This window comes from Moraxella catarrhalis, assembly GCF_001632285.1.
Classification (GTDB): domain Bacteria; phylum Pseudomonadota; class Gammaproteobacteria; order Pseudomonadales; family Moraxellaceae; genus Moraxella; species Moraxella catarrhalis.
The window spans coordinates 1-12,982 of record NZ_LWAH01000012.1 but is presented as its reverse complement, the minus strand read 5'-3'; the positions used below and the strand labels follow the sequence as shown (position 1 = coordinate 12,982).

Annotated in this window: 13 protein-coding genes; 10 read left to right on the top strand and 3 right to left on the bottom strand. The window is 36.9% G+C overall.

Annotated features, from left to right (window positions below; genetic code table 11):
• Window positions 1-302: 302 nt before the first annotated feature.
• Complete coding sequence (gene hemP / locus A4U55_RS08770; RefSeq protein WP_226889965.1) at window positions 303-464, bottom strand: hemin uptake protein HemP; 162 nt, start codon at window positions 462-464, stop codon at window positions 303-305.
• A 335-nt stretch (window positions 465-799) separates the two neighbouring features.
• On the opposite strand from hemP, the gene A4U55_RS02135 reads away from it, so the two are divergent.
• Together A4U55_RS02135 and A4U55_RS02130 are read left to right on the top strand one after the other, a co-directional pair.
• The gene (locus tag A4U55_RS02135) at window positions 800-1,807 is read left to right on the top strand and encodes an NUDIX domain-containing protein (RefSeq protein ID WP_226889906.1); all 1,008 of its coding nucleotides are present in this window, start codon (window positions 800-802) and stop codon (window positions 1,805-1,807) included.
• 167 nt (window positions 1,808-1,974) lie between these two features.
• The gene (locus tag A4U55_RS02130) at window positions 1,975-3,318 is read left to right on the top strand and encodes a glyceraldehyde-3-phosphate dehydrogenase (RefSeq protein ID WP_063453960.1); all 1,344 of its coding nucleotides are present in this window, start codon (window positions 1,975-1,977) and stop codon (window positions 3,316-3,318) included.
• A gap of 148 nt (window positions 3,319-3,466) precedes the next feature.
• On the opposite strand, the gene A4U55_RS02125 is transcribed toward A4U55_RS02130, so the two are convergent.
• Complete coding sequence (locus A4U55_RS02125; protein WP_003660228.1) at window positions 3,467-3,988, bottom strand: GNAT family N-acetyltransferase; 522 nt, start codon at window positions 3,986-3,988, stop codon at window positions 3,467-3,469.
• A gap of 130 nt (window positions 3,989-4,118) precedes the next feature.
• Between A4U55_RS02125 and cgtA the strand changes: the two genes are divergently transcribed.
• The 4 genes from cgtA to A4U55_RS02110 all read left to right on the top strand — a co-directional run bounded on the left by cgtA (window position 4,119) and on the right by A4U55_RS02110 (window position 8,849).
• Complete coding sequence (gene cgtA / locus A4U55_RS02120; protein ID WP_003657433.1) at window positions 4,119-5,333, top strand: Obg family GTPase CgtA; 1,215 nt, start codon at window positions 4,119-4,121, stop codon at window positions 5,331-5,333.
• 330 nt (window positions 5,334-5,663) lie between these two features.
• Window positions 5,664-6,740, top strand: coding sequence for a uroporphyrinogen decarboxylase (gene hemE / locus A4U55_RS02115; RefSeq protein WP_003657432.1), 1,077 nt, complete (start codon window positions 5,664-5,666; stop codon window positions 6,738-6,740).
• A gap of 426 nt (window positions 6,741-7,166) precedes the next feature.
• Window positions 7,167-7,328: a hypothetical protein gene (locus tag A4U55_RS09085; RefSeq protein WP_172798031.1), complete on the top strand. Its 162-nt coding sequence runs from the start codon at window positions 7,167-7,169 to the stop codon at window positions 7,326-7,328.
• A gap of 219 nt (window positions 7,329-7,547) precedes the next feature.
• Window positions 7,548-8,849 carry a S1C family serine protease gene (locus A4U55_RS02110; RefSeq protein ID WP_003657430.1) on the top strand — a complete coding sequence of 434 codons (1,302 nt, stop codon included), beginning with the start codon at window positions 7,548-7,550 and terminating at the stop codon, window positions 8,847-8,849.
• Window positions 8,850-8,876: 27 nt separating this feature from the next.
• On the opposite strand, the gene A4U55_RS02105 is transcribed toward A4U55_RS02110, so the two are convergent.
• A complete protein-coding gene (locus A4U55_RS02105; RefSeq protein WP_080534142.1) occupies window positions 8,877-9,332 on the bottom strand; it encodes an IS1 family transposase in 456 nt (151 codons plus the stop codon).
• 210 nt (window positions 9,333-9,542) lie between these two features.
• On the opposite strand from A4U55_RS02105, the gene A4U55_RS09030 reads away from it, so the two are divergent.
• From A4U55_RS09030 to A4U55_RS02090, 4 genes are all read left to right on the top strand, one after another.
• Window positions 9,543-9,713: a hypothetical protein gene (locus A4U55_RS09030; RefSeq protein WP_003656719.1), complete on the top strand. Its 171-nt coding sequence runs from the start codon at window positions 9,543-9,545 to the stop codon at window positions 9,711-9,713.
• A 94-nt stretch (window positions 9,714-9,807) separates the two neighbouring features.
• Complete coding sequence (locus tag A4U55_RS02100; RefSeq protein ID WP_172798036.1) at window positions 9,808-11,022, top strand: hypothetical protein; 1,215 nt, start codon at window positions 9,808-9,810, stop codon at window positions 11,020-11,022.
• A complete protein-coding gene (locus A4U55_RS02095) occupies window positions 11,007-12,191 on the top strand; it encodes an MFS transporter (protein WP_003664224.1) in 1,185 nt (394 codons plus the stop codon). The genes A4U55_RS02100 and A4U55_RS02095 overlap by 16 nt, the downstream gene beginning before the upstream one ends.
• Before the next feature lie 288 nt (window positions 12,192-12,479).
• Window positions 12,480-12,764 (top strand): carboxymuconolactone decarboxylase family protein, encoded by a 285-nt coding sequence (locus A4U55_RS02090; RefSeq protein ID WP_003656707.1) that lies wholly within the window; start codon window positions 12,480-12,482, stop codon window positions 12,762-12,764.
• Window positions 12,765-12,982: the final 218 nt, after the last annotated feature.

Sequence of the window (12,982 nt, the reverse complement as noted above, 5' to 3'; positions counted from 1 at the left end):
AAAGGCATTGATCAGAAGTTTTATCCATGCCAAATGTTTGATGAAATTGATTTTAATCTGTATGTCATTTTAACAAAGTAATTGTCAGCATTTTTAGACCGATTGATACCTTAAAAACCCAACAAGCATCATCTGTCAGTACAAATGATGCCTGTTGGGTTGGAGAAAAACGGTTTTTATTAAAGTGATTTAAGATATTAAACTGATCTAAAATCAATATGATACATTATGTTAATAATTTCATGTTAATATCTTGATAATAGCTAATGTCGCCAATGGATCATTAGATAATTATGAGATAATTACTTGGTCAAAATTAATCGATTATTTCGAGTTAAACGCAGGCGGTACTCTTCCCCTTGATGTTCAATACGCACTTCCTTGGTCATGGCAAAAAGATTTTGTGAGTATAATGTTGGTAAGCGAATGTGATCACGGTTACTAAAATAACGAGCGATACTCATAGTCATGGCGATTTTCCTTGTGTTGACGGGTGATGGGTGGTTATCCCAAGCCGTATGCTAAACTACTATCTTACTAAAGTGCACTCTGATTCAAATATATTTTGAGTGCTGGCATGATTGCCATTAAAATGATCCATTACCGTTTTATCATTAGGTTAATTTTCGAATGATATTGGTTTTTAAACAGCAATAATTATCATTTGTAGTTATAATAGCAGGTTTTTAGTAAATTGCAAATATAAATATCAAAATTTGATAAAATTCATTAAAAAAATCCATAACTGATTGAAAAATAAAAACTTATGCAAGTAAATTGTATCCATAATCATAACATTGTGTCTGTTGCAGTAGCTGTACTGAGATATACAGATAAATTTTTGGTAGCAAAGCGTCATATGCATCAACACCAAGGGGGTAAGTGGGAATTTATTGGGGGTAAGATTGATGCAAACGAATCTGCCAAACAGGCGTTGATGCGTGAGGTTAATGAAGAAATTGGTCTATCATTAAATACCGACCAGTTGGTTTTTATGGGAAAAGTGTATCATGATTATCAAGATAAAAAGGTATATTTATATACTTATGAAGTATATCTAACCAAAAAACAATATCATGATTTTTTATATTGCCAAAAAGGACTTGAAAATCAAGCGTTGAGATGGCTTGATATGGATGAAATGATTGCTAAGGTTAATCAATTTCCTGTCGCTAACGCACGGATTATGGATTGGATTGGATTACCAAATCTGCTGTATATCAGCCATGCGGTGGATTACTTTGGTGATTTTGATGGTTTTGTGAATTATTATAGCAACCAGTTGCCTAAATCCGCCTATTTTTATTGTCGACCTTGCGTGGGTACTGATGATGCCATTAGGCTGCTAACTTTACTAAAATCTAAGCGTCCAGATATTAATTTTGTGGTCAGTTGGTCGGTTTGTCAAGCTGCCCAAGATATGATGAAAGTACTTGGTGGCGTCATGGTGAAATTAACTTGTGATGAACTTGAATATTTTTCTGCTAATTTTGATAAACTGCCAACCGATTTACCGCTTTGGGTTGGTGTGCATGATAAAAAAGAGGCAATGATGGCCAATCAGCTTGCCAAAAGCCATCGCATCGTAGCGGCACTTATCTCACCTGTACACAAAACAAAAACCCATCCTAAGGCTCATGCGCTTGGTTGGCAGGGGTTTGAGTCCTTGGCTAAGCTGTGTGATATGCCAAGTATGGCATTGGGTGGGATGACATACTTTGATATGAATTGTGCAAAAAATCATGGTGCAAAAGGTATTGCAGGAATTAGGGGGCTGATTTTATCTCATAATAGCCAGCATTATTGAACGATAAGATAAACCATGCAAGCACTTGGCATAGCACGCTTTATTCTTGTGTCAATGTGTTCACACAAGAATTAACATTGCCAAGCTTTAAATATTGATTTATAATTCGGGCATATCACTTGTTTTAGACCTAAAAATTTTGACGAAAAGACCGTAAGGAAAATATCATGTCAAACCTTTATTCTACCCATTTATCTTCTCGAAAAACCCAAGAAATTCAAGCAGTTGAGTTACTTGTTGCCCTAAATACTTTGGCAAGCAGACAGGTTTTGGTAACCTTTTTGGGCGAGCGTATGACATTGGATGTGGTGGCATTGATAGCACTGCATGATAAATATGGTGTGGCATTGGCTGATACTTTGGCGTTTGCCAAGGCTTTGGTTGATCATGGTTTAGAAAATACATCGCTTGATATTGTACAAGCAATCAAAGCACAAAAGTCAGCCAATGAGTTTGATAGCGGTAGTCAAATCAAAGCAACCGATGTGGTATTGTATGGATTTGGCCGCATTGGCCGCATTTTGGCACGCTTATTGATGAGTCGCCCTGCGTCAGAGTCAGGCTTACAGCTTAAGGCCATTGTCGTGCGTCCAGCGGGTGAGGGTGATTTGGCTAAGCGTGCATCGCTATTAGAACGAGATTCGGTACATGGTTGGTTTAATGGCTCTGTACAAGTTGATACCACAAATAATGGTATTATTGTCAATGGTCGCTTTATCAAGGTAATTTATGCGTCTGACCCATCAGAGGTGGATTATACAGCACATGATATCAATGATGCGATTGTCATCGATAATACAGGCAAATGGAAAGATGAAGCGGGGCTTGGTAAACATTTGGCATCAAAAGGTGTAAAAAAAGTGTTACTAACAGCACCTGCCAAAGGCGAAATTAAGAATATTGTCTATGGCGTCAATCACGATACCATTGGTAGCGATACCATTGTATCAGCGGCCAGCTGTACCACCAATGCCATCACACCAACACTGAAAGTTTTACATGATGAATATGGTATTGTTCATGGTCATATGGAGACCATTCACGCATTCACCAATGACCAAAATTTGGTAGATAATCACCATAAAGCTGACCGCCGTGGTCGTGCTGCACCACTGAATATGGTCATGACCAGTACAGGTGCAGCGTCTGCAGTATCCAAAGCCATTCCTGAGCTTAAAGGCAAACTGTCAGGCAACGCCATTCGTGTACCTACCCCAAATGTTTCATTGGCAATTTTAAACTTAAACTTTGAAAAATCAGTGGGTGATACTAAGGCAATTAACGCCTTTATCCAATCCAAGGCACAAAGTGAGCAGTGGCAGGCACAGATTGACTATTCAGACTCACCTGAGGCGGTGTCAACTGATTTTGTGGGTTCTGAAAAAGTGGCAATTTTTGATGCCAAAGCAACCATTGCTACTGATAACCGTGCCACCTTATATGTTTGGTATGATAATGAGATGGGCTATAGCACTCAAGTTATCCGTGTGGCTGAAGAGATGGCAAAATAAAGCCTTATCTAACTTTTGAGTTACCCAGCTATTTTGACCAAAAGCCTATCAGTTAATGCTGATGGGCTTTTTGGCTAAAAAGACATTCTTGGCTCACCAAAGAGCGATTTAGAGTGATTTAGTTTACAATCATATTATGAAATTTTACTTAAATATCAATCCAATATCGGCGAATGGTTTTACCATTGGTATTTAACTTATTTTCTAAAATACCACCGTGATTCTCAATCACCTTAGCAGATGCCAAATTGCTATCATCACAGGTAATGAGTACTTGATTTAAGCCATTTTGTTGACAGTGTGTCAGTGCAAGCTTGAGCATTTGGCTGGCGATACCTTGACCCCAGTAATTTGGATGAGTACTGTAGCCAATATGTCCGCCTTGAACTTTTAAAAACTCATTCAATTGATAACGCACATTAATCACCCCAAGAACCAAACCCAACTCATCGACACCAAAAAAAGTATCATCCGCTACTTTAACAAAGGCATGATTTGGTGCAGGTGTGCCTGCAGGTGCACGACTAAAATTAAGCCAGTCTTCATAACTGTCAAATAAAGAAAGTGACATACCGTGTAATACCAGCCCATTATCTTCAAAGGCTTTGGCGAGTGATAAAATTTGCGACTGATGAGCTAGTGTCGGCACTATGAGTGAAATCTTAGGCATGATAATTCCTTAAACCTTATTATAAGAGGTTTTATTTTACCGTATAAATGATTTTGTGTTTTGTTATTTTTCAATCATTGGGCAATTTGTGCTACAATATTCATCAATTAACTAAAATTTGAGCAAAATTATGCGTTTTATTGATGAAGCTGTAATCAGCGTCAAAGCAGGTGATGGCGGTAACGGGATTGTTAGCTTTCGCCGTGAAAAATTTGTTCCCAAAGGCGGACCAGATGGTGGCGATGGTGGCAAAGGCGGTGATGTTTATGCCATTGCTGATGACAATACCAACACCTTAGTGGACTATCGCTATACTCGTAAGTTTGAAGCACACCGTGGTGAAAATGGTGGCAGCAAAAACCGTTCAGGTAAGGGTGCTGATGATATCTATTTGGCAGTACCGATAGGGACAACGATTATTGATACTGATTTGGATGTGGTGATTGGAGATTTAACCGAAAAAGGTCAAAAAATCTTGATTGCCAAAGGTGGTGATGGTGGTTTTGGTAATACACGCTTTAAATCTTCTACCAATCAAGCACCTCGTAAAGCAACACCTGGATTTGCTGGTGAGACAAGAAATATCAAGCTTGAGCTTAAAGTTGTGGCCGATGTTGGTTTGATTGGTTTGCCAAATGCAGGTAAATCGACCTTTATTCGTCAGGTCTCAGCTGCCAGACCTAAAGTGGCTGATTATCCGTTTACAACACTTGTACCAAACTTAGGTGTGGTAGATGTTGGCTCGCATCAATCTTTTGTTATGGCAGATATCCCAGGTTTGATTGAGGGTGCATCTGATGGTGCAGGGCTTGGCATTCGATTTTTAAAGCATGTGGCACGCACGCGTCGTTTGTTACATATTGTTGATGTTCAACCAATTGATGAATCAGATCCTGTTGCTAATGCACAGATTATCTTAAATGAATTGAATAAGTTTTCTCAAGAGTTATCACAGCTGCCACAAATTTTGGTATTAAATAAAATTGACCAAATTCCCAACGAGCAGCGTGATGCTGTTTGTCAAGATATCATCACACGATTAGGCTGGGCAGGCGAGGTATTTTACACCTCAACGCTGACTGGCGAAGGGGTTGAAGCGGTCAAACATCATTTGATGCAGGTCATTGAAGATGAGCGTGAGCGTGAGCTTGAAGATCCGATGTTTGCTGAAGCGCAGGCGGCTCGCTTTGCACGCCTTGAAGAAGAAGTGCGTCATAATACCGAAATCCAAAAAGAAGCTTATCGTGCGATGCGTAAAGCACAGCGTGAGGGCGGTGATGGTGATGACGATGATGATTGGAATGATGACGATTATGATGTTGCAGTTGAATATGCACCTTATTAAAGTGAGCTGGCATCATCATTTTAAGGGTTTATCAGCGTTTTTAAGCATATTTATTTTACATGCAATGGCCTGTTAATTTGGCAAATTGTTTGTGCTATTTAAATATTGTATAAACTTAAATATTGTATAAACCATCGTTTGGCGACCAGATTGGGGATGTGATGCCTGTAATCGCAATCAACCAAAAATTTTGCTATCTATTGGCATGATTGAGATTTATGGTATCCGTGATGATATGACCATTTTATAACTTGATAAACATAGATTTTTACTTATATTATTTAAATAATTAAGTTATTAATCCTAAAAAATAAATTGATAGAGAGATTTATGACAGCACAGTTTGCCCCCCTAAAAAATGATCGCTTGTTGCGTGCATTAAAGTTCTTACCTGTGGATACCACACCAGTTTGGATGATGCGTCAAGCAGGGCGATATTTACCAGAGTATAAGCAAGTGCGTGCACAAGCAGGCGATTTTTTAAGTCTATGTAAAGATATTGATAAGGCAACAGAAGTAACTTTACAACCATTGCGTCGGTTTGAGTTGGATGCTGCAATTTTATTTAGTGATATTCTAACCATTCCTGATGCTTTTGATTTGGGTCTATACTTTGCTGAAGGTGAAGGTCCTAAGCTGACCAAGACGGTGCGGACAGAGTCACAGATTATGGCGCTGCCAAAGATTGACATGACTTCATCACTTGATTATGTGATGAAGGCTGTAACAAGCATTCGCAAAGCATTAAATGGTCAGGTGCCATTGTTTGGTTTTAGTGGCAGTCCTTGGACTTTGGCAACTTATATGGTTGAGGGCGGTTCTAGCCGTGAATTCCGCCATACCAAACACATGATGTATGCCACGCCTGAGCTTTTACATGCATTGCTTGCAAAAATTACCGATGCAGTGGTTGATTATTTAGATGCACAGATTGTGGCAGGCGCACAGATTGTGCAGATTTTTGACAGTTGGGGTGGAGTGCTTGGTCATCGCCAGTTTACCGAATTTAGCCATGCTTATAATCGTAAGATTGTTGCCCGCCTAAAAGCCATTCATCCTGATGTGCCTGTGATATTATTTACCAAAGGCGGCGGCTTATGGCTAGATGTTCAAGCAGATAGCCAAGCTGATGCACTGGGTTTAGATTGGACAATGCCATTAGATAAGGCGCGTCACTTACTACACGCCCTAAATGCCAAAAAAGCAATACAGGGAAACTTGGATCCTGCAACCATTTTTGGTTCACCCAAGATGATACAAATGGAGGTTCATCGTATGTTAGATGATGCGTATGTCCTTGATAAATCAGGTTATGTTGCCAACTTTGGTCATGGCATTACACAGTGGTCAAATCCTGACCATGCTAAGGCATTTATTGATGCAGTGCATGATTATCAGATTTCATAATAAGTTAGACCGCCCCCTAAGCGATATACTCAGGGGGTTTATCAATAGCGATATTTGTTCTAAATTGGTAACTCAATCATCAATCAAGTGTATTGCCATAAAATCATCTGATACCAAAAGATAATAGTATTGAAGCTTTGTCATTTGGATATTTATTTAATAAATTTATTTAAGATAATATTCATTATCTATGATATTTTAAAGATAAAATAATCACTAAGGCTTGAGCTTTGGCATAATATTATGAATGATATTCATCAAAGATATCAGATTTTTTATTCACTATAAATTTAAAATTATTCATCAATATGTTGTGAGTTATTTGCAATCTAACCACATTTCCGCTAGGATAATTATTTGATTGTTAACATGTTAAGGGATGAGATTTATGAGTATCACTGAGCAAAAAAATTAATATCGGTATCGTTGGGGGTTATTCCTGATACCCGTTCGGTTCGAGTATCTAATAAACTGTGTATCGGCATTCATCACGATATCGATGTTTTGACAATCATTGTGGTGCAAGACACTTGTCAAGGGTGCAGCAGGGCAAGCGGTACAAAATATGAACATCATGTTTGGTTTTAATGAGATAATAGGACTGGATTTGGTGCCAGTGATGCCTTGATTGGGTATGTTATTAATGATTGGCTTGTGCTGACATAGTTATTCGATAAATTACTTGTAAACTATGGTGAATTTTATTAGCATTATTCAACAGTACCCCAATAAATGGGTAATATTGATATGCTAAAATATTGCCATAACCCTATCTAAGACTCCAAAAAGCATAATTTTAAGGTATGTATGCAAACAAATATCCGTTTTCATCATCAGTCTGGAATCAGTGTTCTACTGATTGTTTCATGGCTTTTGCTGGCTGTATTTGCACTTATTATTGGCTATTTGGTGATGAACCCAAGTATCATAACCAAAGAACAATTAGAGCAGCCATCTGCCATAAGTGTATCGAATGAAGGTGAGTGGCAACCCATCATCGCCGATGATAGTACAAAAATACATCCTGATACACCTGCACCAATTGCGTCATATTATGAAGCAGTAAACCGAGCTGCCCAGTCGGTCGTGAATATTTATACCACCCAAAATGCACACCATCAACTATATTCAAACGATCCTGTATTGCAGCAGTTTTTGGAGCGTTATTATGGTGGAGCACCACATCAAGGCGTAAATCTAGGCTCAGGTGTAGTGGTGTCTAGCGAAGGCTATATCGTCACTAATGCCCATGTGATTAACGGTGCTGATGAGATTACAGTGGCACTAAATGATGGTCGTAAAGCACGTGCTACCGTTATCGGTAGTGATGCAGACAGTGATTTGGCGGTGATTAAGGTTGAGCTGGATAATCTTGTACCAATGGCATTTCGTGCTGAGCCAATTCGTGTTGGCGATGTATCACTGGCAATTGGTAACCCATTTGGTGTTGGTCAAACAGTTACCCAAGGCATCATTTCTGCGACAGGACGCACTGGTATCGGTGTCAGTAGTTTTGAGGATTTTATCCAAACAGATGCAGCAATTAATCCAGGAAACTCTGGCGGTGCTTTGGTTGATGCTAATGGTGCTTTGATTGGGATTAATACGGCGATTTATTCACGCTCTGGCGGTTCGATGGGGATTGGTTTTGCCATTCCCAATCAAATTGTCCAGCAAGTTATGACATCCCTCATCACCACAGGTAAAGTTAGCCGTGGCTGGATGGGGATTGAAATGGTGCGTATGACAGATGATCCTACAAATATCGAGAGTCGCTCGAATGTTATTATTCGTCGAGTTTGGCAGAATAGTCCAGCAGAGCATGCAGGCTTAAAATCTGGTGATAAGATTGTGCGTATTGATGGCGTACACATTACCAGTATCAATGAGCTTGTCGGTGTTGTCGCTCGTAAAGCACCTGACAGTCAGCTGACTGTTGAGATCATGCGTGATCAGAGACCGATGACCGTACAGGTGATATTAGCTGAGCGACCCAGCTCAGAAACATTAAGCCAACCTGTACAAAACTCACTCAGTCAGTCAAGACAAAGTACACAGCTTGAACAACTATTGCAAGAGCTAGAATTCCTGCATGGCACACCGCAATGATGCAGTTTAATATTAGGCATTGTTAAATTAAAATACATATCTTAAGCTACCATTCCACTTAGCAAATAATAAATTCAACGTGTTTTCTATCATTTTTTCGGATTTAGAATAACACTTTGACTTTCTTGTAAATCTTGCTATGAAATGCCTAATGAGACTATTATAGCCCTCTATGGTAAAAGTTTGAGCTTTGCTTGTTATATGTTTTGGCTTTAAAATGACTTGACGATAAGATTTCCAGTAGTCACTAAAAAACAGTTGAATGTTATGGGTATTTAACTGCTGATAAAGTCGTTTAAAGGTGTTAGTGTCTGTTTTACCACAGACAAAGCCTAAGATTTGTTTACTGTTTGTATCAATGGCTTGTTTTTTAATGCCATTACTTTTTTGGTTGCTTCGTTGCTTCACAGAAAAATAGTGATGGTAACCTTTGCATTTGTATCGTTGTTTGCCATTGCCCAAGCCTGCTTTTACAAATGACATTTTGGGCAATTATTAAATGTTTCGTTCACAAGTTTCTTTGTGCTATGGTAAAGTATTGAGCTATTTTAACTTGGGTATTGTTTTTTAACAATACCATTTTTTTCAAGATAGGTCTTGACTTTTGTTATTATGTATTGTGTAATCAAGATCAGTTGTATTCTGATATGGTTGTCAATGACCTATATCACTATTAACAAGGATATCACTATTATGGATATGATGACTGATTTGACTCTCCAAGACTTCAACCCACTAAGCAAGCATGTAAAATATGCACAGATGCCAGATGAACCGCCAGCATCAACGATGCGTAGCGGTCAATCTCAGACTGTGGATTATCATTCCACGGCAGCAGATGTGCATACCAAGCATTCCGCGTAATTCTTAAGCTTACCTTTAACCATTAAAGATATAGATGACAATACATATTGGATTACAACTTTCTTTTATCTAATGGTTTTTGATAGGTTTAGTTATGGTATCTATAACAGATAAAGCGGAATTTTTGAATTTTTGGAATAGAGAAGCAGTAGAATTTAATACATTGCATTCACACCAAATAATGTTTGATGAGAAAACAATATTTGAAACTTTTTTGTATTATAAAAATCACCTACAAGACTTTCAAACACACAATAAAGCCACAGACTTTATTACTTCCATCAATGGCATTCTAACACCAATTCCAAATCGTGATATGCTTGCGATATCCAATGATGTTGATATGGATAATTATATTACACGACTTGAACATATGAACCAAAATAATGATTGGTGTATTGCTTATTTTGGCTTACATACTATCAATGCACAGATTTGGGATATAGCAAGAAATTTTGCTCATATTATTTACAATAATACCGATAAAAAACCAACAGGACGAGTAGATGTAGATTGTTTTTTGGGCAATTATGCATCAACACATTCAGGCGTGCATGTAGATTATGCACATAATTTTGCTTTTACTCTAAGAAATGGCAAAAGTATGTATACTTGGTCGCCCAATCAAAAAACAGTAAAAGGACTAAAATATCCACACTATGAACAATACAAGGATAGTGCTACAATCATTCAAAACCGAAGTGACAATATTTGTTATTTTCCTTATGACTATTATCATGTAGCAGAGAGTAAAGGTGCTACTTCTTTAGTTGTAAATATCGCATTTTGGGAAGACAATGATGATGTTGATACCATATTTGAACAAGTTGGTAAGAGTTTGTTTGTTGGAAGTGATGGTTTAAATCATATTAAATTCAATAATTTTCCCAATCACAATTTTAATTCTGGATTGGTAAGCCTAAGCGATGATAATCTTGAGATTATTCATCATATTAGCAATCGACTGAATGATTTTAATATAAAACTTAAAATAATTACCTATCAGCTTATTAAGACAACCAGTTTGGGTTTGTTTGTTCCTAGACCAATACAAAAACAAAAAATGGATTGTCTTTTCTTAATAAAAGATAATAATGCTGTATTGCAGTGGATTAGATTGGACGATATGTTAATTATATCATCTAATGGTCATTGTTCCTGTATTTCTTATCATCAAGATATTGACATTTTGTTAAATTATATTTTAAACAATGAGGTTATTGATATTGAGAGATGTGGGCAAGAGAATATCTTTGCTGTCATAAATAAATTATATTTATGGGGGTGTTTGGTATGTGCTACCCGCTAGTTATTATTGCAGTCGTTGTTTTGGCACTAGGAAGTTTCGCCGATGAAGCAATGTTGGTTAGTTTTGCTCTTACATTAGCTAGTGGTGACTCAAAAAATTTAACCTTACTATATGCTCTGTCTATGATTGGTGGCGTTACTGCCAGTCGTAGTGGTGCGTTTATTTTGCCAAAAATTAGTGAAAAGATTATTTTGCCCACTGTGTTTTTTCTACAAGGGTTGATCATACTCGCCTTTTATTTTTTTGCTAATTCAGCATTGTTGATTTTAGTTCTTAGTTTTTTATTGGGGTATTTGGGTTCGCTACTGTGGACTGTGTTTTTATCAGTGTTGCCAAATTACTTTTCTAACAATTTAACTCTTGCTAACAAATTAACTCAAACCATTAAAAACGCTGGATTTGTTTTTGCTCCCAGTTTAACAGGATTGGCATTTGGTTTTATTGAGAAGGACCTGGTATTTATTTTGTCAGCCATTAGCTTTTTTTGTTTTATTTTATTGATGTTGAATGGTCATCATTCTAATAAGCAACAACCAATAGATGAAACATCAAACAATAATTATATTATTTCTTATCGGCAATTTATAAAAAACCATACTATTCAAAAAGTTTTATTATTTTTTACGATTACTATTTCTTTAACTTCCGCATTAAATATTATTATCATTCCTTATATCAATCATCAGTTAAATCTTAGTCCATTTATTTATGGGACAACTTTATCTATGATGAGCTTGGGTTTATTAATTAGTCCAATGTTATTTAGTGACTTCTTTAAAAAAATAGGACAGGTTTCTGGTGCTTATTTGGCGGCTGGGTTAATGGGTGTTGGTATGATGGGGTTTGGTTTGGCAAGTATGTTGTCTAATTATTGGGTAATTTTTGTTTTATTTTTTTCTGGATTGTTAGTTGGTGTCGGAAATGGTGTGCAAAATACGCTTATGAGTGAATTTATGCTCAATTTTTGTGGAAATTACACTAAACAACTAATGCCTCATTATGTATTATCACTGCAATGCTGTGTGCTGCTTGGATTTGCTATAACTTTTTTAATTAAATCAGAGTGGATTATTTTAAGTTTGCTTTTGTTTGGATTTATTGTTGTGGTATGCGGTGTTTTGGGTGCTTGGATAAATAGTCATATAATACAGGAAAAATGGGAAATATAGTTAAATACATTATACTTCATAAATGACAATTATTTTTTAAAAACCCCATAAAAACCCCATAAAATCATATTTATTTATGGGGTGTTTTTGATTATAATGAAATTTATTTTAAATGATGGCAAAGGTTTATGGTAAATAATGCCATCATCAGGTAATAAGGAATTGTTATGAGCAATCAAACCCCTCTTTTAAACTTAACCCCCAAACAAACCGTCCCCATTGCTGCTGTTGTGGTCTTTGTGCTGGCTTTGACGATGATTTATATCCAATACCCCAGATTTGGTTGAAATGCTTATTAATTCAATTTATGGTAATATCTATCAAAGAGGTGTCTTAACAACAAAAGAGAGACATATTGCAACATTGTCTGCATTGATTGCAATGGGTGGCTCCAAAAGACAATTGTCATTTCAAGGTCTAGCTGCTTACAAATTAGGTATAACAAAAGAAGAAATTCAGGAAATTCTAATACAAAATGCCATATTCAGTGGATTTACTAGGGCGATGAACGCAGCTGTCTTGCTTGATGAAGCTTATAAGAAATATGTGCAGGGTAAAGATAGTGAAGCATAAAGATTTTTATTTGTATCAATTATCTGAAACTTTATTAAATACCGCTATTAAAACTATCGGTATCTTGTTTGCTTGGTTGATGCTGACCACATTTAACTTATCTCAATCATTGGGGTTATTTATTGGTACTTCTTGGTTTTGTCAGATAATTGCGTTATTGTTATTTTCTTGGATTTATCAACAGTCTGATATTAAAATGGCATTGTTAAATTAAAATA